General features: G+C 37.7%; 20 protein-coding genes and 1 riboswitch. Of the genes, 13 read left to right on the top strand and 7 right to left on the bottom strand.

From position 1 onward, the window contains the following. Positions 1–133: 133 nt before the first annotated feature. The 11 genes from U735_RS0106550 (at position 134) to U735_RS0106500 (ending at position 9552) form a co-directional block, all read left to right on the top strand. Entirely contained in the window at positions 134–790 is a 657-nt protein-coding gene (locus U735_RS0106550) for a TetR family transcriptional regulator C-terminal domain-containing protein (protein ID WP_031443059.1), read from the top strand. Between the two features lie 9 nt (positions 791–799). After that, positions 800–2110: an ABC1 kinase family protein gene (locus U735_RS0106545; protein WP_031443058.1), complete on the top strand. Its 1311-nt coding sequence runs from the start codon at positions 800–802 to the stop codon at positions 2108–2110. Positions 2111–2153: 43 nt separating this feature from the next. After that, complete coding sequence (locus tag U735_RS0106540; RefSeq protein ID WP_031443057.1) at positions 2154–3578, top strand: SDR family oxidoreductase; 1425 nt, start codon at positions 2154–2156, stop codon at positions 3576–3578. A 209-nt stretch (positions 3579–3787) separates the two neighbouring features. Next, the gene (locus U735_RS0106535) at positions 3788–4126 is read left to right on the top strand and encodes a hypothetical protein (protein ID WP_232233189.1); all 339 of its coding nucleotides are present in this window, start codon (positions 3788–3790) and stop codon (positions 4124–4126) included. Next, positions 4123–4395 carry a TIGR03643 family protein gene (locus tag U735_RS0106530; RefSeq protein ID WP_031443055.1) on the top strand — a complete coding sequence of 91 codons (273 nt, stop codon included), beginning with the start codon at positions 4123–4125 and terminating at the stop codon, positions 4393–4395. Before U735_RS0106535 ends, U735_RS0106530 begins: the two co-directional genes overlap by 4 nt. 54 nt (positions 4396–4449) lie before the next feature. After that, positions 4450–5148 (top strand): GTP cyclohydrolase I FolE, encoded by a 699-nt coding sequence (gene folE / locus U735_RS0106525; RefSeq protein ID WP_031443054.1) that lies wholly within the window; start codon positions 4450–4452, stop codon positions 5146–5148. 4 nt (positions 5149–5152) lie between these two features. Further along, positions 5153–5383: a hypothetical protein gene (locus U735_RS0106520; protein ID WP_031443053.1), complete on the top strand. Its 231-nt coding sequence runs from the start codon at positions 5153–5155 to the stop codon at positions 5381–5383. 9 nt (positions 5384–5392) lie between these two features. Continuing rightward, complete coding sequence (locus tag U735_RS0106515) at positions 5393–6076, top strand: SDR family NAD(P)-dependent oxidoreductase (protein WP_031443052.1); 684 nt, start codon at positions 5393–5395, stop codon at positions 6074–6076. Between the two features lie 3 nt (positions 6077–6079). Then, positions 6080–6622 (top strand): glutathione peroxidase, encoded by a 543-nt coding sequence (locus U735_RS0106510; RefSeq protein WP_031443051.1) that lies wholly within the window; start codon positions 6080–6082, stop codon positions 6620–6622. A 2-nt stretch (positions 6623–6624) separates the two neighbouring features. Further along, on the top strand, positions 6625–6795 hold the full coding sequence (locus U735_RS25515) for a Lacal_2735 family protein (protein ID WP_034248072.1): 171 nt from the start codon (positions 6625–6627) through the stop codon (positions 6793–6795). Between the two features lie 495 nt (positions 6796–7290). Continuing rightward, complete coding sequence (locus U735_RS0106500) at positions 7291–9552, top strand: carbohydrate binding family 9 domain-containing protein (RefSeq protein ID WP_031443050.1); 2262 nt, start codon at positions 7291–7293, stop codon at positions 9550–9552. A 21-nt stretch (positions 9553–9573) separates the two neighbouring features. On the opposite strand, the gene U735_RS0106495 is transcribed toward U735_RS0106500, so the two are convergent. From U735_RS0106495 to U735_RS0106485, 3 genes are all read right to left on the bottom strand, one after another. After that, positions 9574–10593 (bottom strand): acyl-CoA dehydrogenase family protein, encoded by a 1020-nt coding sequence (locus tag U735_RS0106495; protein WP_031443049.1) that lies wholly within the window; start codon positions 10591–10593, stop codon positions 9574–9576. Continuing rightward, positions 10562–11164, bottom strand: a complete 603-nt coding sequence (pnuC, locus tag U735_RS0106490) for a nicotinamide riboside transporter PnuC (protein ID WP_031443048.1) — start codon at positions 11162–11164, stop codon at positions 10562–10564. Before pnuC ends, U735_RS0106495 begins: the two co-directional genes overlap by 32 nt. Before the next feature lie 60 nt (positions 11165–11224). After that, positions 11225–11336, bottom strand: a riboswitch (TPP riboswitch). A 142-nt stretch (positions 11337–11478) separates the two neighbouring features. Continuing rightward, positions 11479–12348: a DMT family transporter gene (locus tag U735_RS0106485; protein ID WP_262482702.1), complete on the bottom strand. Its 870-nt coding sequence runs from the start codon at positions 12346–12348 to the stop codon at positions 11479–11481. A 464-nt stretch (positions 12349–12812) separates the two neighbouring features. Here U735_RS0106485 and U735_RS0106480 point away from each other — a divergent pair, with 464 nt between their 5' ends. Next, entirely contained in the window at positions 12813–16103 is a 3291-nt protein-coding gene (locus U735_RS0106480; RefSeq protein ID WP_031443046.1) for a glycosyl hydrolase, read from the top strand. 169 nt (positions 16104–16272) lie between these two features. On the opposite strand, the gene U735_RS0106475 is transcribed toward U735_RS0106480, so the two are convergent. Continuing rightward, the gene (locus U735_RS0106475) at positions 16273–20427 is read right to left on the bottom strand and encodes a hybrid sensor histidine kinase/response regulator transcription factor (protein ID WP_031443045.1); all 4155 of its coding nucleotides are present in this window, start codon (positions 20425–20427) and stop codon (positions 16273–16275) included. Positions 20428–20829: 402 nt separating this feature from the next. Here U735_RS0106475 and U735_RS0106465 point away from each other — a divergent pair, with 402 nt between their 5' ends. After that, positions 20830–21933, top strand: coding sequence for a glycoside hydrolase family 43 protein (locus tag U735_RS0106465; protein ID WP_031443044.1), 1104 nt, complete (start codon positions 20830–20832; stop codon positions 21931–21933). A 93-nt stretch (positions 21934–22026) separates the two neighbouring features. On the opposite strand, the gene fsa is transcribed toward U735_RS0106465, so the two are convergent. The 3 genes from fsa to xylE form a co-directional block, all read right to left on the bottom strand. Continuing rightward, a complete protein-coding gene (gene fsa / locus U735_RS0106460; RefSeq protein ID WP_031443043.1) occupies positions 22027–22680 on the bottom strand; it encodes a fructose-6-phosphate aldolase in 654 nt (217 codons plus the stop codon). A 97-nt stretch (positions 22681–22777) separates the two neighbouring features. Next, the gene (locus U735_RS0106455; protein ID WP_031443042.1) at positions 22778–24814 is read right to left on the bottom strand and encodes a transketolase family protein; all 2037 of its coding nucleotides are present in this window, start codon (positions 24812–24814) and stop codon (positions 22778–22780) included. A 64-nt stretch (positions 24815–24878) separates the two neighbouring features. Continuing rightward, the gene (xylE, locus tag U735_RS0106450) at positions 24879–26258 is read right to left on the bottom strand and encodes a D-xylose transporter XylE (protein WP_031443041.1); all 1380 of its coding nucleotides are present in this window, start codon (positions 26256–26258) and stop codon (positions 24879–24881) included.

The following is a 26258-nucleotide window of genomic DNA, read 5'->3' as shown; positions in this document are numbered from 1 at the left end:
GAGTTTTAAAATTCTATGCAATGCCCTTTAAAGGCTTTTTAAGTTTCAACACCCTAAAATCAAGTTAAATTTTGTTTAATATTTAATTAAAAAGGTTAAACATTTTGTATCTTGTACCATACAACAGAAAATCATGGCAAAAAAGAAAACAATAACAGAAAACGACATTATCTCATCTTATATGGATTATGTCCTTGAACATAATGAAAACCCCAAATCGGTTTATGCCTTTGCAAAAGCCAACAACTTTGAAGAGTCTAAGTTCTATGAATTTTTTGGTTCGTTCGAAGCCATTGAAAAACATATTTTCGAAGCTTTTTTTAATAATACCATTTCTGTACTGGAAAAAAGCGAAGATTATAAATCCTTCGATGCCCGAAATAAGCTATTAAGTTTTTACTACACCTTTTTTGAAAATTTAACGGCCAATAGAAGTTATGTAATGTACTCACTACACCGCCATAAAAACGGCCTAAAGGGACTAACGCTACTTTCAGGGCTCAAAAAGAATTTCACCTTCTACATAGAGGAATTGGACATTGAAACCTTGGACATTAAACAGGAACAAATAGATAAAATTCAACGTAGAGCACTGCAAGAATCGGCTTGGTTACAATTTTTATTGACCATTAAATTCTGGATGGAAGACACCTCGGCTGCCTTTGAAAAGACCGACATCTTTATAGAGAAATCGGTCAACACCAGTTTCGATGTTTTGAATATTGCGCCGCTCAAAAGTGTAATCGACTTTGGAAAATTTCTTTTCAAGGAAAAAATGCACATGAATTAAAAACATTCTATGAAAACAATAGACAATATACCTGTTTCTAAAATACATCGCGCTTCAAAACTGGTGTCCACGGGTGCCAGAGTTGGGGTAAATTATCTAAAGTATTATGGCGACAAACTAACGAAAACAGAGGTTGAGGCAAGATCACGGCTCAACGAGAACAATGCGGGAGATATTTATGATAGCCTTAAACAACTTAAAGGAAGTGCCCTTAAAGTGGCTCAAATGTTGAGCATGGAAAAAAGTATAATGCCCCAAGCATATGTGGAAAAGTTTTCTTTGGCCCAATTTTCAGTTCCCCCATTATCGCCCCCTCTAGTAATTAAAACTTTTAAAAATTATTTTGGCAAACTGCCAAATGAATTATTTGATTCCTTCAACACAACTTCAGTCAACGCTGCCAGTATTGGACAAGTCCATGAGGCAGCAAAATATGGGAAAAAACTTGCTGTGAAAATCCAATATCCTGGAGTTGCCGAGAGTATAGCCTCCGACCTTGCACTTGTTAAACCTATTGCTATTAAAATGTTTAATATTAAGGGCAAAGATTCGGACAAGTATTTTAAGGAAGTTGAAGGAAAGTTAATAGAGGAAACAAATTATGTGTTGGAAATGGAACAGAGTAAGGAAATTGCTGATGCCTGCTCATACATTCCCAACCTTTTGTTTCCTCAATATTACGAAGAATTGTCCTCTGATCGAATTATTACCATGGATTTCATGCAAGGTGAACACCTTTCAGAATTTACAGCCTATAATACCGATCAGGAGAAAGCCAACCAATTGGGACAGGCATTATGGGATTTTTATATGTTCCAAATACATAAGTTGAGAAAAGTACATGCAGATCCACATCCTGGAAATTTCTTGGTATCCAAGGAAGGTAAATTGATTGCCTTGGATTTTGGCTGTATGAAAATTATTCCCAATGATTTCTACGTCCCTTATTTTGAGTTGGCCAAACCAGAGAATATTAACGACCAGAAATTCTTCGTTTCCAAATTATATGAACTGGAGATTTTACGTGAAGACGATTCCCCAGAGGAAGCCGAATTCTTCACGGAGATGTTCCATGAATTGTTAAGTCTTTTCACCCAACCATTTCAGGTGGAAACTTTCGACTTTTCAAATAAAGAATTCTTCGGAAAAATCACAGAATTGGGACAGCGTTACTCCAAGAGCACCGAACTACGCAAAATGAACGGTAACAGAGGGTCCAAACATTTTATCTATATTAATAGGACATTTTTTGGTTTGTACAACCTTATGTTCGATTTAAAAGCCGACAATATTAAGATTAACAACTTCAATGGATTTTAATGTCCGAGTGAAGCTGAATTATTTATCCTATATAAAACAATAAATGAAAATTCTCGTAACAGGCGCCACAGGATATATCGGAAAACGATTGATTCCTATTTTGACCCATGAAGGGCATACTGTAGTCTGCGCTGTACGGGATAAGTTAAGAGCGGATAAAAACTACCTCGATGATGAAAATATCAGTATAATCGAGGCCGATTTTTTAAAACCGGAAACTCTAAAACATATACCCAAAGATATTGATGTGGCATATTATCTTATACATTCCATGTCTAACTCTTCCAATAATTTTGAGCGCCTGGAAGCCGCTTGTGCAGCCAATTTCAAAAACTATTTTTCCACTACCAACCTTAAGCAAGTTATTTATCTAAGTGGTATTACAAACGAAGAACAACTTTCCAAACATTTACAGTCCAGAAAAAATGTAGAAGAAATTTTAGCTTCTGATTCTTACGGACTTACCGTTTTTAAGGCAGGTATCATTGTTGGATCGGGAAGCTCCTCCTTTGAGATCATTAGGGACCTGGTTGAAAAACTACCTGTAATGGTAGCGCCAAAATGGCTTAATACCAAAACCCAACCCTTGGCGATAAGGGATGTATTGGCTTTTTTATCACGGGCAAAGGGAAGGAAAGAGCTTTATAACAGCTCATATGACATTTTTGGTCCCGAAATTTTAACCTATAAGCAAATGCTCTTGGAGTTTGCAGAAACAAGGGGGCTAAAACGCTATATTTTAACAGTGCCGGTCATGACTCCAAAACTTTCTTCTTATTGGTTGTATTTTGTAACCTCCACCTCCTACAAATTGGCAACAACATTGGTGGACAGCATGGGCGTCCAAATTGTTGGAAAGCCCAGCAATATCAATGAACTCTTAGACGTACACCCTATAACCTATAAAGAGGCCGTGCAATTGGCCTTCGAAAAAATTGAACAAAATAGTATCGTATCCAGTTGGAAGGATTCCATGGTGAGCAGCGGCCGCTTAAAGAATAACCTGCACAAATACATCAATGTTCCCCAATTTGGATGTTTTAAGGATTATAAAGAACGAAAAGTGCAAAATGAACAGTCCACTATCAACAAGATTTGGTCTATTGGAGGTACCACGGGGTGGTATTACGGCAATTTCCTCTGGAAAATAAGAGGGTATCTGGATAAATTGGTGGGTGGTATTGGGTTGCGTAGAGGAAGAACCCATGTTTCCGAATTGGATGCTGGGGACGCCCTAGATTTTTGGAGAGTCATTTTTAGCGATAAAAACGAAAAAAAACTATTGTTATACGCAGAAATGAAACTTCCAGGAGAAGCTTGGTTAGAATTTAAAATTGAAAATGGACTTCTGAAACAAACCGCTACTTTTCGGCCCCGAGGGCTTGCCGGCCGTCTGTATTGGTACAGCGTGTTTCCCTTCCATGGATTAATCTTCAATGGACTTATCAATAAATTGGTGACCAATTAGAGTTCCTTTATATAGTATTAGCCTATACCACCATAAGAAAATAGAATCCAATTCTGTTTAACTTATTTTCACAATACTTAAACATTTTGTAGCTTTGAGTATAGTGCAGAAGTAATATGATTTTAGAAACCTCACATAGAAACAAAGATATTTCCCTACTTATAAATGATTTGGTCGGGAAACCTTTCAGCTTTATAAAAACTATTAAAATGAAAGGAACTGTTTCTAAAAGAATGGTTATTGAGGAATCCAGTGATAATATGAAAGATTATCTCAACAGTACTTTTGATGCAACTTATGCCAATATAGAATTACGCCCGCTGGGAATATTGGTGAGAATAATCAAAGGTACCATCAATTTTACATGGGTCATTCCATTTTATCAATTGGTTATTTACAAAGGTGACTATAGCAGTCTATATGCCCAAGGGCGATTTGTTAGGTTCAGAAAAGATGGGGCCTTTGAACAGAGTAAACCTCTCCTACTTAAATTGATGAGACAAAAAGCTAAATATGAGTCAAAATATGATTTTTTAAATTTCAAATGAGTTTGAGCGAAAGGGATATAGACCGTATTATTGAAATGGCCTGGGAAGACAGAACTCCATTTGAAGCCATAATCTATCAGTTCTCTATGCGTGAGCAAGAAGTAATTAAGCTTATGCGACGGGAAATGAAACCAAGTAGTTTTAAAATGTGGCGCCAACGCGTTCAAGGACGGGCCACCAAACATCAAAAATTAAGAACTTTTGTAGAAGGTCGTTTTAAATGTTCTAGACAAAAACAGATTACACATAACTCAATTTCAAAACGATAAAAGTGCTTTGACTTATGGGATGAGTACATAAGTACAGCACACTAAAAAGATATTATGAATATAGATACCTTAACCCTAAACAAAAAAAACGGACATAAATTAAATGGTTTCACCCATGAGGATATCGGCGACGACCACCTCTATACAGGTTTGGAAACCCCAATGAAGCCAGATGCCTTTAAACTGTCGGACACAGAAAAAAAACAACGTATTGCATTATTATTTCAGGAGATTATGGATGTCATGGGATTGGATCTTACAGATGATTCCCTGAAAGGTACTCCTGAGCGAGTTGCCAAGATGTATATCGATGAGATTTTCTCTGGTTTAAATCCGGCAAACAAGCCAAAAATAGCATTATTCGATAATAAATATCAGTACAATCAAATGTTGGTGGAAAAGAATATTACTTTCTATTCCAACTGCGAACACCACTTTGTACCCATCATTGGAAAAGCACATGTGGCCTATATCTCTTCCGGAAAAGTAATAGGCCTGTCCAAGTTGAACAGAATTGTACAGTACTATGCCAAAAGGCCACAGGTACAGGAACGCCTTACCAATCAAATCGCAGAGGATTTGAAACGTATTTTAGGCACTGACGACGTTGCGGTAATTATAGATGCCAAACACCTTTGTGTGTCATCAAGGGGCATTAAAGATGAAACATCCGCAACTGTAACCTCCTATTATGGAGGTAAATTTAATACTCCATCAAAAGTAGCAGAATTACAAAACTATCTTAAAAATTAATATTATGGACCTCATTAACGAAGCACTGGAATTTGAACAAAGAAAACTAAAATCGCTCTCCACCAGCGACAGAATTGAAATTTCGAGGAAAGCAAAAGCGCTAATCCTGGGACTGAATGAAATTTATAAAAGCAAGAAGGATGACAAGGTTATGGATATCATGAAGCGCCTGACCGCCATAAAACGTATAGTAGAAAAAAGGCTAAAAGGCAAACATTTGGTTACCAAAATTTAATACAAAAAAATGAAGACAATAGTCATTGTAGGAGGCAGTAAGGGAATAGGAAAAGCTATTGTTGGTAATTTGGTAGATTCCCATAAAGTAATCAATCTTAGTAGGACGGCACCAGAATATACTCACGGCAACCTAACACATTACAATGTTGATATCCTTAAGGACGATTTGCCTGAAATTACTGCACTGGATGCCATAGTGTACTGTCCCGGAAGCATCAATTTAAAACCTATTTCGCGTTTTAGTTTGGAAGACTTTAGGGAAGATTTTGAAATAAATGTTATTGGTGCCGTCAAGGCCATTCAGAAGTATTTGGAGGTATTAAAAAAAGGGCAACACCCATCAGTGTTACTTTTTAGCACTGTGGCCTCCAAATTAGGAATGCCGTACCACGCCAGTATTGCCACAGCCAAATCTGGCGTGGAAGGTTTGGTGAAATCCCTAGGTGCCGAATTGGCGCCCACGATACGTATTAATGCCATTGCACCTACGGTTACTGATACCGAATTGGCTTCAAAACTTCTGCGCAATGAAAAGATGATCGAAAATATTAAAGAACGTCATCCTTTAAAGAAATTCCTAGATCCCAAGGAAGTAGCGGGAATGGCCGAATTTCTATTGTCTGAAAAAGCATCCTCGATCTCAGGTCAAATATTTGAAATGGACTATGGAATTGTAACATTTAAAATTTAATGTATGAACCCCTTCAAAACATTTGCCGCAACCTTATTCACCAGTTCCATACCCAAGGAAAAGATGGATCGGCAATCCATATATGATGTCAAAATAAACAGCCTAAGCGCTGCGCACATAAATTTGAAAGACTTTGAGGGAAAGTATATCCTTTTTGTAAATGTGGCTTCAAAATGTGGCTTTACCCCCCAATACAAGCAATTACAGGAACTCCAAGATTCCTATAAAAATAATTTAGTGGTTATAGGATTGCCCTGTAATCAATTTGGGGGCCAAGAACCAGGTAGCCCTGCAGATATTGAAACATTTTGTGAAGTAAATTATGGGGTAAAATTCTTAATGACCGAAAAGATCGATGTTAAAGGAAAAAACCAACACCCCTTATACAGATGGCTTACTAACAAAGATGTAAATGGCCATAAAAATTCTACAGTGAAATGGAATTTTCAAAAATATCTAGTGGACGAAAAGGGGAATTTAGTCGATTATTTCTTTTCCAACACCAATCCCATGAGTTCTAAAATAACTAAATTCTTAATAAAATAATCATGTTCGGAATATTCAAAAACAAATCCAAGGAAAAAAAACTTCAAGAAAAATACAATGGACTTATGAAGGAGTGGCATACACTTTCCAGCATCAACCGATCTGAAAGCGACAAAAAGTATGCAGAAGCCCAGGAAGTCTTAGAGGAACTTGTTGCACTGCAAAAGAATTGAGCAAACTTTTAGGTCAACTATTCACTTCATGACCTTAAAGCATGGACCACTTCCTCTAACTTGAAATAAACAAAGATATTTTCCATTTGAACTACATCCATAACCTCTTCATACTTCAACAGGCCATGAACCATATGTCTGTTTTTACTCCTGTATACCAGTTATAGATTACCCTATTGCTGCAGTTGGCTTTTTTCCCTTAAATTGGCATTGTATCCGTTGCAGGCACAAAAATAGAAAGTACCATATTACCTTCTACTGCCATTAAAATTTGTTCATTTCCCAAGCCGAAAAAAAGTGTTCCACAATCCCGAAAGAACAGTTAAGATTTAACCTCCTAATTCAACTTAGTTTATACGTTAAAATAACTTTGCGTTTTCCAACATCTCTGGATAAATCCAATAGAAATGGGATTGACATGTTATAGAAATAATAGCTATAAATAGTTTATCTTTAGTACATATAGCCCAAAACCAACCATAAAACCGGGAACAAATGAAGTATTGCTTACATTTGACCTTACTTTTTTTATCTTCCATTATTTATGCCCAAAATCTACCGGGCACAAAATTGAAGATCAAAAAGTTCCATGGCGACATCGTGCTGGACGGGGTTCTGGATGAAAATGCCTGGAAGGAAGCCGACGTAGCTGATGATTGGTATCAAAACTTTCCGGTAGATAGTTTGCCCTCCCCTTTTCAAACAGAGGCTCGGATGACTTACAACGACGAGTTTCTATATGTATCCTTTGTATGTTATGACGATGACACGCCAGATGTAGTGAGCACCCTTAGAAGGGATTTTAGTTACTCCATCAACGATAATGTTTCCTTTATATTTGGACCGTACAATGACCGTTTAAACGGGTATTTCTTTAATGTAACTGCCATAGGGGCCCAGAGAGAGGGAACTGTATCCAGTGGCGGAAATGGAGAAAACGCCTTCAATATATATTGGGACAATAAATGGTACTCCAAGGTTGTTAGATACGAGGACAAGTGGATTGCCGAATTGGCAATCCCGTTCAAAAGTTTTAAATACAAGAGTGATGTTAAGGAATGGAACGTTACTTTTGATCGTTTGGATAAAAAACGGAATATAAAGTCGGCCTGGGTACGTACACCACGACAATTCTATACCGGTACCTTTGCCTATGCGGGGCAGCTTATTTGGGAGGGTCCTATTCCCAAGGCCAGTTCCAACATTTCACTTATCCCTTATATCTCTGGAGGTGCATTCGAAGATAGGGAGGTAGACCCAACAGATTCCTCAACAGAACTACAGACTGGATTTGATGCCAAAGTAAGCATTAGCCCATCAATGAATTTAGACCTTACGGTGAATCCCGATTTCTCCCAAATAGAAGTCGATGAACAAATACTAAATTTATCAAGGTTCGAATTTAGGTTCCCGGAACGCAGACAATTTTTCCTAGAAAATAGCGACCTTTTTGACAATGCCGGTTTTGATTCGGCCAGACCCTTTTTCTCCAGACGTATCGGTATTATCCAGGATTCTACCGGAATTCCCCAGAAAGTACCTATAATGTATGGGGCTAGACTTAGTGGAACTATAAACGAAAAATGGCGCTTAGGGGTCATGAATATGCATACAAAGAAAATGTTGGAATTGGGATTACCTGCCCAAAACTATACCGTGGCCACGGTTCAAAGAATGTTTCACGAACAATCCAGTTTTTCCATGACCTTTGTCAACAAAGAAAGTTTGGGGGTAACGGAAAGTGATTCCCTGAAATATTACCACCCCAGTATTTTTGGCAGACCTACCTTGGAAGATCGCCTTAGGCCCAACACTTATAATAGGGTCCTTGATGCCGATTTAGTACTGAGAAGTAAGGATAACAGGTGGTACCACAGTTCGTTCCTGGCACAATCCTTCGACAATAGAAACAAAGCCAAGACCATGTCCGGCTCAGCCTTCTTTCAATATTCGGACCGTAGTCTTTTGGCTAATTTGGGAGCCTTCTTTGTTGATAAAAACTTTAATGCCGAAGTTGGTTATGTACCGGGAAGTATGGTATATCCAGGACAAATGGGCTATTATTCCGAAGTAGCCTACAAAATTTACCCTGAGAACAACAGTTTACTTTATTCAGGGCCCCAAGCCAGAATAAATGACACCTATTTACCTAATGGTAATTTGGTAGACAGGGAATTTGCCATAGGCTACGTATTCGATTTCAAGAATTCTGCAAACCTAACCTTCGATTTAGCCCATATTTTTCAACAATTGACCTTTGATTTTAATCCTGTAAACAATGTGGAATCCAGGAAATTTTTGGAAGGCGAGGAATATCGTTGGAATACTATTTCTGCTTCCTATCAAAGTAACACGGTGAAGAAAATGAATTTCCTATTAAATTCAACTTATGGCGGATTTTACAATGGCACCAATCTAAATATATCAGGGCAGCTGGATATGCGCTTTCAACCCTACGTAAATATTGCCATGCGTTTTGACTATAATAATCTTAAATTGGATGAAGATTATGGTGAAGCAGAGTTATTTCTTCTAGGACCAAAGCTGGATGTTACCTTTACGGATAAGCTGTTCTTTACGGGTTATTACCAGTACAATAATTTAACGGACAACATGAATTTGAATGCTAGGTTTCAATGGCGATATAAACCGGCTTCAGATTTCTATATTGTTTATACCGAAAATTATTTTCCTTCCAATTTTACGAGCAAGAATAGGGCTTTGGTATTTAAACTTACCTATTGGATAAATCTTTAAGCTGCCTATTTTCTTTCTCTATTATTTCCTGCTAAAAATATGATGTTGGGTTGCTGTAAAATAATCACAGAAAATTTGGTTTAACTTATTGCCTTTTGTACTTGCCTTCACTCCCAAACTTGGAAAGATTTCTATGATATTCCGAGAAATTCCTTTCACCGATTGAACTGCTACATTGTGTATTTCTTCCATATAATCAGTACCAATCACCCTTTTTTCATCAATCCTTTTCTCAATTTCATTGGCGTAAGAGAATATTTTTTGATCAGACTCCAAAATAGTATTTTCCAAAGCGTTCAACTTCCCTTTGCCCATATCTGAACCGGCTTCTTCCATTAAATGTTCAGCTATTCCAATATAATTTATCCATAAAGTTAAATCGGCAAATAGGGCAAAGGGAATTTTAAAAATAGGGTGAGGCAAATAGCAATCATTATAGCTGAAACTACAGCTCTTATGGGCCATATAATCTGCAACAGCAAAAGAATGGGTGGCGGTAGCTTTTAGCCCCATGGTATTCCAATCTTCAATTACCTGCACTGCATCTTTAGGAATTATAAATGACTGCACCCTTGGCGACCCGTCATCATTCCGCAATTTGATCCCGTTTTCCACAATTTCCGCGTTCAATGTGAAATGTGTGAGGTAGGGAGCGCCAGTGGCATAGCGCCATTTTCCCGAAATTCTGAAATAATCACCAACTATTTCAGCCTTTCCAAAAACTCCTCCACTTCCCCCTAAACAAGGGGAAACCCCTGTCGTCATAAAAATTTCCTGAGCTTTAATTGGCTGTAAATTGCCTATAAAATAATTGGCCCCACTACATAGTGTTATGGTCCATCCCAAGCTGGCATCAATCTTGGCCAATTCCCTAAGCCGGGCCAATCCCGCTGTTAGGGATAGTTCCAATCCACCATAAGTTTTAGGGACCCATATGTTCCATAGGTTTTCATTTATGATCCAATCCAAAACATCTTGTGGAAATACATCGACTTCCCAATTTATTCTACTATGCTTGTGCAGGCTGTCTACTAATGTCATCTATAATTAATTTTCTCCATTTAAAATATCCCGAGGTTCCCACTATAAACAAGAAAATGGTGAGGCCTGCATAAATGTACAGTTCTTTGTAAAAGAGCAAGGGAATTGAAATTATATTACTAATATTTAAGTAGATCCAATTCTCCATTTTTCTTTTGGCCATGAGCCACATCCCGGCCCAGGCAAAGGCACTAACAGCCGCATCCCAGATAGGAACATCCGAATTGGTATGAAATCTTAGCCAGTAGACCATAAGTGCAAAACAGGCGATCACAATACCAACTGCCTTTATTTGTTCTGCCTTATTCGAGTAAGTAATAGGACTTTCTTCTTTTTGACTACCATACTTCCAATAAAGCCAACCATAGATACTCATAAGCAAATAGTATAGATGAAGTATAATATCCGCATACAGTTTTGTTTGGTATAGGACCCAAATACCAATTAAAATGGAAACAATTCCAAATAAATAATTATGGATATTATTATCCCTTGCCAATAGCACTTGGGCTACTCCAAGGACTGTTCCAATTGCCTGTAACCATGTAAGCTGTGTGAAAAAATTCTCCATCGATTCCCTAACTTTAATTTATGAAATGGGAAGATGAAGAAAGTAGCGACTTGCAATGGTGCAACATCGAACTAAAATCCCTACGCCGGCATTATCCGGATCAGGTTCAGAGTTAAAACTCCTGGGTATCATCTCAGCCTGCCCATATTGGCAAGCACCCCATTTCAAGGACAAAGCTAAAACTAATTTGTGATTTGCACTCCGTTTTTGGATATGTATTTAAAAAAAAGATTGTTTAAAGCCGGATAGCCATACTCGAAAGTAAAAGTATAACCATAAAATAGGTCTGTCATCCAGGTTAAGAGGGTGAATATCTAATCCTTCTTCACCAAAGTATTCAACACCAAGGCGGAAATGATCATAAATAATCCAATAAAACTATAAATAGTGTAGGCTTCATTGAACCACAATACACCGATTGAAATTGTAAATATCACCTCAATGTATTTTAATGGAGCAACCAGGTTTGTTTTTGCAATTTGAAATGCCTTGGTCATATATATTTGCCCCATGAAACCAAATACACCTAACAATAGTAAAAACATCCATTCGTAACCTATAGGCCTAACCCAAACAGCTATAGCCAAAAGTCCGCCAATTACGGTCCCTACGAACATAAAATAATTTACTACAACTGCAGGGTGATCGGAAACTCCTATTTTTCTAATAACCACATAAACCATTCCACTAAAAACAGAGGCGGTTAAGATGAGGGTCAGACCTATTGGATTAATATTGCCATCAAACCCTTTTAAAACCAGTACCCCTGCAAAGGCAGTCAGGAAGAAAAGCCATTGAATATTTTTCAACTTTTCCCTTAACAAGAAAACCGCAAAAACAGCAGCAAAAATAGGGGCTATATACCTTAATGAAACTGCAGTACCAACATTCAAGTATTTTAAGGAAAAAAAGAACAAACTCATAGCCGTTAGGCCCAACACAGCTCTTAACAACATAAGTCTTCTCTTGATACCAAATATGGGAATCCCCTTGACCAAAATATAGGTTGTTGCCAACACCAAGGAACCAAAACATCTAAAGAATACAATTTGAAATGTTGGGATCCGGTTTAAATACTTCACGGATACATTCATCAACGCAAATGAAAAGGTACTGATGGTCATAAAAAGCAATGCTTTTTTAAAATCCAGTCCGGAAGATTTACTCCATTTAATATGTAACAAAATAGCGTTGTTGTTTTGCCAAGGCCAATATTTATTGGCCTAAAATCGCTAAGGTATAAAAACCTCGCCCATACTTACTTTAAGAACAGTATGAATTGTCCTAATTTGATGAATTTCATGATTTTTAACCGGACACAGTCGCAGAGGTTGGTGAAATTAATTAGCTGTGTTTGTTTCTTATGATAATACAACGCAGGCTGGGGACTGTAAGGATTTTTGTTAAAGGTGCCTCTTGAAAATAAAACAAATTCCCTTCCTCTTAGTTTTACCTGAAACTACCCAGTCCTATGCTTTCCACAAGCTGACTTAGGTTAAATTCGATTTGAAAGTTATTTTAGCATGATTTTCCTTCTATAAGTAAAACGTCTTTCCCATTTCCTTACAATTCAGCACAGTACAGGACAGTATTGTTTTCAACATATCCTACCTTGTTTTCGAAATATTCTCCAATAACGTCCATCTATATGAAAAATACACTCACACTAGCCAGTTTATTAACACTGGTAGTCCTTTGTTTTACCTCTACTCAAGGTATGGCACAAGAAACCCTAAAAACTGTTTCATCAGAAGAATTTAAAAGCCCCCCTAATAGCGCCAAACCCCGTGTATGGTGGCATTGGATGAATGGCAACATTACCAAAGCAGGCATTAAAAAAGATTTGGAATGGATGGAAGACACTGGTATCGGAGGCTTTCAAAATTTCGACGCCAACCTCCTAACCCCAGTAGTTGTGTCCAATAAACTAGTATTTATGACGCCAGAATGGAAAGAGGCTTTTAAGTACACTACCGATCTCGCTATCGAAAAAAAATTGGAAATGGCCATAGCTGGTTCACCTGGCTGGAGTGTTACCGGCGGACCTTGGGTTGAACCAAAAGACGGTATGAAAAAATATGTATGGTCCGAACTTACGGTAAAGGGAGGACAGACCTACAAAGGACGAATTCCTGAACCTCCCCAAACCACAGGGGTTTTCCAAAACGATATGGCCCCGAGGGAAGATATTGGCGGGAATACTTTGGAAGCGCTTCCAAAATATTATCAGGATGTAGCAGTTATTGCCTATCGGATACCTGACTCGGAAAAAACTCTGGATGGTTTAAAGCCAAAAGTATCTTCAAGCGGTGGAGATTTTAATCTAACCGATCTTACGGATGGAGACCTCCGAACAGGCACTTATCTTCCTCCCGAAGAAGTTGGGGAGGATATGTGGATCCAGTATGAATTTGAAACACCACAAACATTTCAATCCCTTGCAGTTGTCGGGGCAAACCACAATCAATTGGAACAATTCAGGGGCAGTCCTGAAAATAGGAGCCTTAAGATTAGTAATGATGGTATTAATTTTAGTGAAATAACCCGGATCCATGGTAGTCTGGTGCCACAAACCACGGTAAGTTTCCCTCCTACAACTGCCAAATATTTCAGATTTGCCTATGAGACCTTGGCGGGACAGGTAACTGGATTAGCGGCAATGATGGGAGGGGCGGCCGAAGTACCAAAACCAGATGGTGTACAGGTAGCCGAATTTATATTGTACAACACCCCACGAATAGACAAAATTGAGGATAAAGCCGGGTTTTCTCCATGGAAGGAAGGTACAACATCCTTTATGCCCAAGGATTCAGGAGTAATAGCTACCGAAGATATCATTGATTTAACTTCAAAAATGAAAACGGATGGAAGTTTGGAATGGAAAGTTCCCAATGGAAATTGGTCAATTATTCGTTTTGGTTATTCTTTGACTGGACGTCAAAATCACCCAGCATCACCAGAGGCCACAGGGCTGGAAGTGGATAAATTAGATCCAATGGCCGTTAAAAGGTATATCAATACTTACCTAGATATGTACAAGGATGCAACTGATAGGCAGATGGGAGATAAAGGGTTGGGGTATATGATTTTGGATAGCTACGAAGCCGGACACATGAACTGGACAAAAAATCTGCCCGAGGAATTTCAGAAAAAAAGAGGCTATTCCATTCAAACTTGGATTCCAGCCTTAACCGGTCGCATTGTAAAAAGTGCCGAAGCCAGTGATAAATTCTTATGGGATTTCCGTAAGACCATTGGGGAAATGATTGCAGAAAACCATTACGATGTTATTGGGGACGAATTACATAAACGCGGTATGAAACGATATACCGAATCCCATGAAGGCGGACGCATCTATTTGGCAGATGGCATGGATGTTAAACGCAATGCCGATATCCCTATGTCCGCCATGTGGACGCCAGGAAGTTTGGCTGGAGGAAATGACGAGGAGGTACGGAGCGAGGCCGACATACGGGAATCTGCCTCTGTGGCCCATATTTATGGAAAAGCCTTTGTAGCCGCGGAATCCATGACTTCAATAGGAAAGCCTTTTCAAGAACATCCTGAGAGGTTAAAACGGACTGCCGATCTTGAAATGGCCAGTGGGCTCAATCGTTTTGTAATCCACACATCGGTGCATCAGCCTTTGGAAACACCCCCCGGATTTTCACTAGGCCCTTTCGGACAATACTTTACGCGTCACGAAACCTGGTCCGGAGCTGGTGCTAAAGCATGGATAACTTACCTTGGCCGCAGCTCCTATTTGCTACAACAGGGTAAAAATGTAGCGGATATCCTTTATTATTATGGGGAAAATACCAACATCACTTGGGTAAGTAGGGAAAAACTTCCGGAAATACCACAAGGTTTGGAATTTGATTATGTCAACGCATCCATCTTAAAAGAGGATATTAAAGCTGAAGCAGGAAACCTTTTGGCCCCGAGCGGCAATACCTACAAAGTGCTGATGTTGGATAAAAGCGCTAAAGAAATGACACTTTCCACGCTCAATAAAATAAGGGAATTACAGAATGCTGGTGTAAAAGTAACAGGGAAAATACCAGAAAACTCCCCTAGTTTGTCCGATGATCTTGATGAGTTTCATAAACTGGCAGACGAGGTGGAATCAAAAATGGCCAGTTTAGAAAGTCTTAACTTAGTTCCCGATGTTCAAATAAGTGGTACCGACCATAAAATACTGTTCAGACACCGAAGGGATAATGAAACCGATATATATTGGTTAAACAACAGGAGTGATAATCCTGCAACAGCAACCGTAAGCTTCAATGTGAGTGGTAAAACCCCAAATCTTTGGAATGCGGAAACCGGAGAAATAAGTCCCCTGGGGTATCAATTTAAAGAAGGGAGAACTTTGGTGCCTTTGGATTTCAAATCATGGGATGCCGTTTTTGTGGTCTTTCAAGACCAAACCACCGAACAAAGTCTATCGTTGAGCAGGCCGGTCAAACTGACCGAAAGAATTCTTTCCGGCACATGGACCTTGGATATTGATGAAAAATCCAAAGAACTCTTACAGTTAAAATCATGGACCGATTCCGAAGACACCAAATACTTTAGTGGAACTGCCCTGTACACACAGACCTTTAACCAAAAGAAAAGAATAAAGGAAGGTGAAAAGTATGTCCTACAATTTCATACAATAAATAATATTGCCGAAGTTGTTTTGAACGGTAAGAACTTAGGGGCCATTTGGAAAAAACCATATGAAATTGATATCACATCAGCTTTGAAAAAGGGCAATAACGAACTGCAAATAAGTGTCACTAATACATGGGTAAATAGGCTTATTGGTGATGCACAGCCCGATGTACAAGAGAAAATGACCTTTACTACTATGCCGTTTTATAAAAAGGACGCTGACCTTCCCCCATCTGGGTTGATCGGACCTATAAAAATGGTGGTGTATGCCGAGAAATAAAAACAAACCAATTAAGAGGTAGCCCACAATGAAAACCATCAGTCCAAAGTTAGAAAAAGGGATTTCACATTAAAAGATTCGAAGCAAAAGTAAGTAAGAACCCTAAAGATATTATTTGCTATTCTTTAGTATTATAACGTTATGAATGTAAATATCCTGTACAAAGCCGTTATTTTTCAGTAGGCAATTCCTTAGTTTCTGTAGGGAGAATTCCGAAATGGTCCTTGAAACATTTAGTAAAATAAGATGGGGATGAAAAACCGACCATATAACATATTTCACCAATGGTGTGATCCGTTTGTTCAATGAGTTGTCTTGCTTTTTGCAGCCTGATTTTACGTATGAATTCAGTTGCGGTATCCCCTGTAAGGGCCTTGATTTTTCTATATAATTTACTCCGACTTAACAATAATTCCCCGGCCAAATTTTCGACATTTAGTTTTTCATCACTTATATTATCATTGATATAGCCAAGCACATTATTAATGAATTCCTTGTCCAAAGAAGTGGTATTATCTGAAATAATCGTGGTACTGACCCCATTAAAATATTTGTCGAATAAAATTTGCCTGCTCGTAATCAGCTGTTTTAAATGGGACCTCAAAACTTTCAAGTTAAATGGTTTGTTAAGGTAAACATCGGCCCCCGAATCTATACCTTTAACCTTATCTATTTGCATTCCTTTTGCTGTAACCATAAGCAAAGGGATATGGCTAGTTTTTAAATCGGTTTTTATGCGTTCACAAAGCTCAAAACCATCCATGATGGGCATAATAACATCAGTAATAATGAGGTCAGGAATATATTTATTAGCTTTCTCCAAGCCTTCAAGACCGTTTTCCGCTTCTTTAATCTGGTATTCATTTTTCAGCTCATTTTTTAAGTAGGTCCTTAACTCCACATTGTCCTCTACAATGAGAACCATCTTTTTATTTACAGCTTTATTTTCCCTTATTAATTTATCCCCATCTAAATTTACTTCTTGTGATTCAGAATATTCATTGATTGGATTTTTATTGGTCCTATTAATATTTTGAATGTTTAAATGTGAATAGCCCAACGGAAAATATATTTTGAATTGTGTACCGGCTTTCTCTTTGCTAGTCAATACTATTTTGCCTTTGTGTAGATCTATAAAACTCTTCACCATTTCCAGCCCAATACCTGTTCCTCCATAATACTGTTCATTCATTTCGTTGGCCTGATAAAATCGATCAAAAACCTTATCAATATTTTCTTCCTTTATTCCTAATCCTGTATCCTTAATTATAATTTCTATAACTTCGACCGGCTCCGTTTCATTTATCAGTGGAAGTACAACTAAATCTTGGGAGGCATTTATTTGTACGCTTATAGCCCCTCCTGTTGGTGTAGCTTTAAAGGCATTTGACAACAAATTAAAAACAATTTTTTCTAGCATCGACGGATCTGACCAGATTGAAATATCTTCATTATCATACTCTACCGATAACTCAATTTTGTTTAAAAGGGCCTCCTCCTCAAAGTGGCCTACCACTTCTTCAATAAAGGGGACTACATTTATTTGGGAAGCATTTATGGTCATTTTATTGAATTGTAGTTTCCTAAAATCCATTAATTCATTAATAAGCCTGGAAAGACGTTTTGCATTTTTATAAATAGTATTGAGCTTTTCTTTAATATCACTGGAAAATTGGGTATTCTCTTTTTCAATAATATCTTCCAGCGGCGATAGTATAAGGGTTAAAGGTGTTCTGAATTCGTGGGAAATATTCGTAAAAAATTGAATCTTTTTATCATTAAGTGCCTCGAACTGTTTGTGTTTTTCCCTTTCAAAACTCAATATTCTTCGCTCCTGAATCCTAATTTTAAGAAACCTGTAAACTATATAGCCAAGTAATAAGGTTAATAAAATATAACTTATAATGGCTAGTTTTGTAGCCCACCAAGCGGGAAGCACTTTAATACTCAAAGTAGTCGGGGTTTCATTCCAAATACCGTCATTGTTGGAAGCTTTTACCTTAAAGATATAATCTCCTGGAGGAATATTTTTGTAATTAGCGCTTCTATTTGTTCCTACAAAATTCCATTCCTTATCATATCCTTCCAAATAATAAGCATATTGGTTGTTCTCGCTCCTTGTATAATTGGTGCCGACATAGCTTATAGTAAATACAGATTGGTCATGATTTAAAGTTATTTCTTCAGTTTTAGATATTACTTTTTTCAATGGAGAGTTTTCTGTACTTGGAGTTATTAATTCATTGGATATCTTAAAATCTGTAAAATAAACGGTTGGCTTCTCTTGGTTATATATTATTTTATCTGGGTTAAAATAATTTATGCCTTTGGAGTTTCCAAAAAACAGCACATTGTTATTATTTCTGTAAACCGAGTTGTAATTAAAACTATTGGATAGTAAACCATCCTTTTTATTAAAGTTGGTAAAGGCGTTATTTTTAATATCCAATCTTGATAATCCGGCATTTCCGCCAATCCATAATGCCCCTGAAGCGTCTTGGGTAATAGAAGATATACTTTCATGAATTAGACCATTATTTATATTATACCAATAAAGTGAATCATTGTCCATATTGTATCTATATAGCCCATTTCCCAAGGTTCCTATCCAAAGTTGCCTTTCTGTATCTTCAAATAGACTAAAAATTATATGTTCAGAGATCGGTTCAGCCAAGGTACTGTTGAGTTCATCATTTAAAGAACTCACTTGGAAAATGGGTTCATTACCCTTTTTAATTTTGAATACACCTGTCCTAGAGCCCAACCAAACATTGTCCTCATGATCTACCAGTACCTTACGAATGTTACCTCGATGAATATTAAAAGCTCGAAATTCCGGGCCATTATAATGTCTAAACAAGTTTTTGGAATAGGAGTATAAGCCAGTTGAGAAAGTACCAATCCATATGGTACCCTGGGAGTCTTCGGCAAAACTCATGATTCTATTGGATTTAAAAACGCTGTTAGGGGTATCCTTATTTATGTTTATAAAGGTTCTTTCGTTATGTTTTAATAGAAATAGTCCATAATTCCATGTGCCCACCCATTTATTATTTTTACTATCCACAAAAATAGTTTGAATGTCCAGGGCATAAAGTCCCTTGGCAATATCATTTTTTTGATCGTGTAAATTGGTAAACTTATTTTTAAGTGGGTCATATACATCTACCCCGCCGTCCAACAACCCTATCCATAACTTACCTTCTTGATCACTATCAATCGCAGTTACTGCATTGGAGTTCAATGAATTGGGCTGGGCCGGTATATTCTTAAAGGAACTAAATTTATTGTAATCGTTATCATACACATCAACACCTTTGTTATAGTATCCCAACCATATTCTATCTTTTTCATCAACGTATACGGTCCAAATGGAATTTGTCTTTAATCCATTTTGTTTTAGTTTATCATATTTATAGTTATTAATGGTCCCGGATTGACTATTAACTTCAAAAAGGCCATCATTTTCTGTACCGCATATGATTGTACCATTGGATTTTTCTGCCAATGACAATATCCTTTTTTCACTTATTGGGTATTTGTCAATTGTAAAGAGTCCTTTTTCATTTTCATATAATCTTAATACTCCTGAAGAAAACGTTCCGATCCAGACTGAGTTGTCTATAGCCACATGCATAGATTCAATAGAATTATCAATGGAATCAAAACCCCTTCCTATATCAAATTTTGCCAATTGAAGTTCTTCTTTATATGGGTCGAACGTCATTAACCCAAGATTCGTACCTATTAATACCCGTCCGGTGGGCAGTTTAACTATGGAGCTGATCAACAGCCCTTCATCTGATAATTTTCCAGTAAAAGGAATGAGTTCAATGGTTAAATCATTCTTATTAAATTTAAACAGTCCTTGGCCAAATGTCCCCAAAAGCAAGCTATCCTCATTATATTCTGCAATGGCATATATTGCCAACGCTCCAAAACTTTCTTGATTTGGCGACTCAATATTCTCGAATCTATCCAAATCCCTATTATACAAATTTATACCACGATCCGTTCCTACCCACAATCTATGCTGCACATCCTCATGAATAGAATTTACAACTGAACTATTAAGCGATTCGCTTGTAGAATTGAACTCTTGTTTATAATTTTTAAAGTCTATACTGTTATATCTAAACAATCCGTCCCCATAGGTACCAATCCATAAATATCCCGCATAGTCCTTAAAAATTGAGGTGATGCCATATTGAGTAATATCCTCATTGATGGTAACAAAATTATTATCATCAAGAACATCCTGGCAAAAACCGATTTGTAAGAACGAAAAAAAGAACAATACTATTGTGAAGAAAATTGATTTCATTCTTACAACGCACCATGTGTTCCTGATTTTAAATAAATAAAACATGGACTTCATTATTGAAACAGTTGTAACTAAGTGGCACATAAAGATTCTTTATTACATTTTAAGGTATTAAAATTTAGTTAGATAAGCTAAAATTTGCCTAGCAATCAACCATCTCCATACATATTAAATTAAGGTCTGGGAATTAATATTTAAGTGGTTTTAATTCTTCAATGCCCAGAACTAGAACTGATCCTACAAATTTAAAGGGTTGGGTATTATAAATAATGGTCAAGGAGATGTTTTCCCCAAAATTGATAGGCTTTGATTCAAATGTTTTATACTTCAAATACTGTCTCTGTCTAAATTTGAACAATCAGAAAGCTTAAATAGTTCAATTAAAAAATAAAATAACGAAAGATGAAAAACTTTAAATACATTACCATTGTATGTTTGGGATTATTAACAATGAGTTCATGTAAAATAACTAATAAGGGAGAATCCAAAAATGTAATTTTAGCAAAAGAAGTATTGTCGGAAGACGGTTTTTTAAATGCACCATTAGTTTCTGCAATTTACACGGCGGATCCCTCTGCGCACGTTTTTAATGATAGAATTTATATATATCCCTCCCATGATATAGAAAGTACCATTGTGGACGATGATTGTGGAAGTCAATATGGTATGCAAGATTATATAGTATTGTCTATGGATTCTATTGGTGGAAATGTCACTATTCACGATATTGCTTTGGACATTAAAGACGTGCCCTGGGCAACACGCCAATTCTGGGCGCCAGATGCAGCCTTCAAAAATGGAAAATATTATCTTTATTTCCCTGCGAAGGATAAGGAGGATCACTTTAGAATAGGCGTAGCTGTTTCCGATAAACCAGAAGGTCCTTTTAAAGCCGCACCTAATTATATTCAAGGAAGTTATAGTATAGACCCTGCTGTGTTTACGGATGACGACGGCAGCTCATATATGTACTTTGGAGGCATTTGGGGTGGACAACTGCAACGATGGGAGAACAATACTTACGAAGATTCCGATTGTTCCAAACAAGATAGAGGAAATCCCGAATCTCCGGCAATTCTACCGAGAATTGCCAAACTGACCGATGATATGTTAGCGTTTTCTGAGAGCGTAAAGGAAGTAGAAATACTTGATGAAGAAGGCAAGCCCCTATTGACAAAGGATAATGATCGTCGCTTTTTTGAGGCCTGCTGGATCCACAAGAAAGATGATGTATACTATTTGAGTTATTCTACTGGCGACACGCATTATATTGTTTACGCAACAAGTGATAATCCCTACGGCCCATTTACATATAAAGGTGTATTAAACAATCCTGTATTGGGCTGGACCAATCATCATTCTGTTGTTGAAGTCAATGGCAAATGGTATTTATTCTATCACGATATTCAACTTTCCAACCAAACCAATCTTAGAAATGTAAAAGTAACGGAATTGATACATAAATCGGATGGCTCCATTAAAACCATTAATACAATCCTAAAATAAAATAGAACCCCATTATATAATATAGCCAGTTAAAAGGAGGCTACCTTTCAGGGCAGCCTCCTTTTAAACAAAAAATATAATTTCCTTATTTAATTAATTTCCCTTTTGATAATCTTCCAAAAATTTAGCCAAACCACTATCTGTTAATGGATGTCTTAATAATCCAGTTATTGCGGACAGAGGTCCGGTCATAACATCAGAACCCAATTTGGCACAATTAATTACATGCATTGTACTTCTAATCGATGCTGCTAAAATTTGCGTTTTAAATCCGTAATTATCATAAATGGTCCGTATTTCATCAATAAGATTTAAGCCATCAGTTGAAATATCGTCCAATCTGCCTAAAAACGGCGAAACATAGGTAGCTCCCGCCTTGGCTGCAAGTAATGCCTGACCTGGAGAAAAAACCAAGGTCACATTGGTTCTAATGCCCTTATCAGAAAAATATTTACAAGCTTTAACACCATCGGCAATCATTGGTAATTTCACTACGATCTGCGGATGTAATGCGGCCAAGGCCTCACCTTCCTTCACCATATCTTCAAAATCGGTGGAAATTACTTCAGCACTTACATCACCATCTACCAAATCGCAAATTTTGCTGTAATGATTTATAATATTCGCCGTCCCTGTAATGCCTTCTTTGGCCATCAATGAAGGGTTGGTGGTAACCCCATCCAAAACCCCTAAGGCCTGTGCTTCAACAATTTCACCTAGGTTTGCCGTATCTATAAAAAATTTCATCTGTCTTTAATTTATTATTTTAATATTAAAAGAAACATCCCAGAACTGATTGTCAATAGTGCCGAAATCTCTTTATGCATGTTTTATATAACTTATTTTATACTGTTTTTAAGAATTCCAGTATTTCTTTACTAACCTTCTCGCCCGTGAATCCAAATTCCTCATCAAGCACTGTTGCCGGGGCGGAATACCCAAAATGATCCAATCCAAACACCTGGCCCTTATCACCTACGAGTCCAGCCAAATTAACCGGTAATCCAGCGGTTAATCCAAATTTAGGCTTGTCATGAGGAATAATACTATCCTGATATTCCTTGGTTTGAAGTCTAAACAGGCCTTCAGAAATAATAGAGACAATATTCACTTTAAAGTTGTTTTCTGCCTCTAATATTTCAGCTGCAGCTATTAAGGTGGCAACTTCCGAACCATTGGCAATTAACACCACATCAGGATTGTCTACTGCCTTTACCAAATACCCGCCCTTGTCCGAAGCCAAGGCTTCCTGATATCTTGATCCGTTGGAAGATGGTAAGTCCTTAATCCCCTGTCTTGATAAAATCAACCCGGTCGGAGTTGAATTATTTTCCAAGGCCATTTTCCATGCTATGCTTGTTTCCGCAGAATCTGCAGGGCGCAAAGCTAAAAAACTGTTCCTACCACTATGGTTCCTTAATTTTTCCAACAAACGCAATTGCGCTTCTTGCTCTATAGGTTGATGTGTTGGGCCATCCTCCCCTACCCTAAAGGCATCGTGCGTCCAAACATATTTTACGGGTAATTCCTGTATGGCACTCAAACGAATGGCAGGTTTCATATAATCCGAGAAAACAAAAAAGGTTGCTATTACAGGAATAATTCCACCGTGCAGGGCAATTCCATTGGCTACACATGCCATTGTCAGTTCTGCGACTCCCGCTTGAAGAAAAGCTCCACTAAAATCGCCCTTTTTAAGTACCTGCGTTTTCTTAAGGAAACCATCTGTTTTATCACTATTTGATAGATCGGCAGAGGATACGATCATATTATCTACATGGTCTGCCAAATAACTTAAAACGGCTGAGGATGCCGCTCTGGTTGCCAATCCTTCCTTATGCACTATTGAGGTAAAATCCAACTCCGGAAGTTTGCCCGAAAGGAAGAAATCCAATTTATCCGCCAATTCGCCATTATTCTTTCTCCAAGTGTCAATATCCCCTTTCTTTCTGGCAGCTCCCGCTATTTTTTCCTTTTTTATTTTTTTGTAAAAATCGCTTACCTCTTCAAATATATCAAAAGGATTTTCAAGATTTGCTCCTAAATTCAATAAGGTTTTTTCATAATCTGCGCCTGTATGCCCTATTGGCTGACCATGTAATTCACAATGACCTTCAAACATACTTCCATCGGCAGCAACTGCTCCTTTGCCCATAATGGTTTTACCAATTATCAGGGTAGGCTTTTCCGTTTCATTATTGGCATCGGTCAAGGCTTTTCTAATTGCATTATGATCGTGTCCATCTATTGTAACCACCTTCCACCCCCAAGCTTCATATTTTTTTGCAGTATCTTCAGAAGTAACTTCATCGGTAGCCGTGGATAACTGAATGTCATTGGAATCAAAGAACATTATAAAATTACTTAAACCCAAGTGGCCTGCAATTCTACCGGCACCTTGGGAGATTTCTTCCTGTATACCTCCATCTGAGATAAAACCATAGATTTTATGATTCATCCAATCACCAAAACGGGCTTGCAAAAATTTAGCGGCTATTGCCGCTCCTACCCCCATAGTATGTCCCTGTCCCAAAGGTCCCGAAGTATTTTCAACCCCCCTGGCCACATCAACTTCCGGATGGCCCGGCGTAATGGAGCCCCATTGCCTAAAATTAGCCACGTCCTCTTTTTTGTAATTACCCAAAAGATAGTATTGTGCATACATCAAAGTGGATAAATGACCTGCATCCATAAAAAAGCGATCTCTAAATGGCCAGGTCATATCCGATGGATCATAATTAAAGAATTCGGAATATAAAATGTGCATAAAATCCGCCCCACCCATGGGTCCGCCTGGGTGTCCGGAATTTGCCTTTTCTACCATGGCAACAGCTAATGCCCTAATGTTATCTGCAGACTGTTGGTCTATTTTCTTGTTCATTTTTATTGATTCTTTTTTAAACCTTTACAAATAAGGTATTCAATACTATTTGTGTGCCATTAAGTTACTTTCTCTTCCAAATACCTTCCATTTCTTCCAATGTTTTTCCTTTGGTTTCTGGAACAAACTTCCAGACGAAGAAAGCAGATAGAATACTCATTACCCCATAGAAAAGATAGGTCCCACCATTGCTAAATTCCATCATTGGGGGATAGGTTGAAGAAATAAAGAAGTTAGCCGACCATTGTGCCGCAACTGCAATAGCTACTGCCTGACTCCTAATTTTATTAGGAAATATTTCGGAAATAAGAACCCAGCAAATAGGCCCCCAGCTCATCATAAAAGAAGCCGTGTATATAATTATGAATATCAAGGTAGTAATACCTATAATACCTAAAAAAGCCAAGGTTGAAATGGCAATCATACCGATTGCCATTCCTATAGAACCAACAATTAACAGAGGTTTCCTTCCCCATTTATCAACCGTCATAATGGCCAAGACTGTAAACACCACATTTACCAAGCCCATAATTATTGTTTGCAACATGGACGCATCTTTTGCAGCTCCCATACTTTCAAATATACGGGGTGCATAATATAATGCTACATTTATACCTACAAATTGCTGAAAGAGCGATAATAATATGCCAATAATTATTACCGCTCTCCCATATGAAAATAATTTTGCTTTGGAAGTATCTACACTATTTTTAATGTCCTGAAGGATCTTTTTTGCCTTTTCCACCCCGTTGAATCGGGTAAGTATGGCCAAGGCTTTTGTATCATTATGTTGCAATGCCAGATACCTTGGAGATTCCGGCACAAAAAACATGAGAATCACAAAAATTGAGGCAGGTATGGCCTCCGAAGCAAACATTCTTCTCCATCCTATTTCATTTATCCACTCAATGGATTGGCCGTCGGCAATTCCCCAATTTACAAAATAAACCACCAGCATACCGAAAATTATAGCAAACTGATTTAAAGACACCAATTTTCCCCTAATATTGGCTGGAGCAATTTCCCCAATATACATTGGGCATACCGCAGATGCCAGACCTACACCGATTCCTCCTATAACCCTATAGAAATTAAACATCCAAAGTAAACCCATGGACGGTTCACCCTTTTCAAAAAATAAAAATTCAGGGTTTCCCGAGCCTAGGGCAGAAAGTAAAAATAAAATACCTGCAATGATCAAGGCGTATTTTCTACCATAGGCAGATGATACAAACCCTGATATAGCCCCTCCAATTATACAGCCTATTAATGCTGATGAAACTGTAATTCCATGTAAAAACGACCCTAATCCCTGGCTATCGATTAAAAATGCCTGGATCGATTTTTCTGCTCCTGAGATTACCGCTGTATCATAACCAAAAAGTAATCCTCCCAATGTTGCAACAAGTGTCACCACATAAATGAATGCTGTATTCTGCTTCAT

The organism is Arenibacter algicola (assembly GCF_000733925.1).
Lineage (GTDB): Bacteria > Bacteroidota > Bacteroidia > Flavobacteriales > Flavobacteriaceae > Arenibacter > Arenibacter algicola.
The sequence above is the reverse complement of the archived record's forward strand: the minus strand, read 5'-3'. Positions and strand labels throughout refer to the sequence as shown.

What these genes read in the sequence shown, in the direction of transcription:
- U735_RS0106550 (WP_031443059.1), top strand. Translation starts at nt 134, where the DNA reads ATGGCAAAAAAGAAAACAATAACAGAAAACGACATTATCTCATCTTAT.
- U735_RS0106545 (WP_031443058.1), top strand. Translation starts at nt 800, where the DNA reads ATGAAAACAATAGACAATATACCTGTTTCTAAAATACATCGCGCTTCA.
- U735_RS0106540 (WP_031443057.1), top strand. Translation starts at nt 2,154, where the DNA reads ATGAAAATTCTCGTAACAGGCGCCACAGGATATATCGGAAAACGATTG.
- U735_RS0106535 (WP_232233189.1), top strand. Translation starts at nt 3,788, where the DNA reads ATGAAAGGAACTGTTTCTAAAAGAATGGTTATTGAGGAATCCAGTGAT.
- U735_RS0106530 (WP_031443055.1), top strand. Translation starts at nt 4,123, where the DNA reads ATGAGTTTGAGCGAAAGGGATATAGACCGTATTATTGAAATGGCCTGG.
- folE (WP_031443054.1), top strand. Translation starts at nt 4,450, where the DNA reads ATGAATATAGATACCTTAACCCTAAACAAAAAAAACGGACATAAATTA.
- U735_RS0106520 (WP_031443053.1), top strand. Translation starts at nt 5,153, where the DNA reads ATGGACCTCATTAACGAAGCACTGGAATTTGAACAAAGAAAACTAAAA.
- U735_RS0106515 (WP_031443052.1), top strand. Translation starts at nt 5,393, where the DNA reads ATGAAGACAATAGTCATTGTAGGAGGCAGTAAGGGAATAGGAAAAGCT.
- U735_RS0106510 (WP_031443051.1), top strand. Translation starts at nt 6,080, where the DNA reads ATGAACCCCTTCAAAACATTTGCCGCAACCTTATTCACCAGTTCCATA.
- U735_RS25515 (WP_034248072.1), top strand. Translation starts at nt 6,625, where the DNA reads ATGTTCGGAATATTCAAAAACAAATCCAAGGAAAAAAAACTTCAAGAA.
- U735_RS0106500 (WP_031443050.1), top strand. Translation starts at nt 7,291, where the DNA reads ATGAAGTATTGCTTACATTTGACCTTACTTTTTTTATCTTCCATTATT.
- U735_RS0106495 (WP_031443049.1), bottom strand. Translation starts at nt 10,593, where the DNA reads ATGACATTAGTAGACAGCCTGCACAAGCATAGTAGAATAAATTGGGAA.
- pnuC (WP_031443048.1), bottom strand. Translation starts at nt 11,164, where the DNA reads ATGGAGAATTTTTTCACACAGCTTACATGGTTACAGGCAATTGGAACA.
- U735_RS0106480 (WP_031443046.1), top strand. Translation starts at nt 12,813, where the DNA reads ATGAAAAATACACTCACACTAGCCAGTTTATTAACACTGGTAGTCCTT.
- U735_RS0106475 (WP_031443045.1), bottom strand. Translation starts at nt 20,427, where the DNA reads ATGAAATCAATTTTCTTCACAATAGTATTGTTCTTTTTTTCGTTCTTA.
- U735_RS0106465 (WP_031443044.1), top strand. Translation starts at nt 20,830, where the DNA reads ATGAAAAACTTTAAATACATTACCATTGTATGTTTGGGATTATTAACA.
- fsa (WP_031443043.1), bottom strand. Translation starts at nt 22,680, where the DNA reads ATGAAATTTTTTATAGATACGGCAAACCTAGGTGAAATTGTTGAAGCA.
- U735_RS0106455 (WP_031443042.1), bottom strand. Translation starts at nt 24,814, where the DNA reads ATGAACAAGAAAATAGACCAACAGTCTGCAGATAACATTAGGGCATTA.
- xylE (WP_031443041.1), bottom strand. Translation starts at nt 26,258, where the DNA reads ATGAAGCAGAATACAGCATTCATTTATGTGGTGACACTTGTTGCAACA.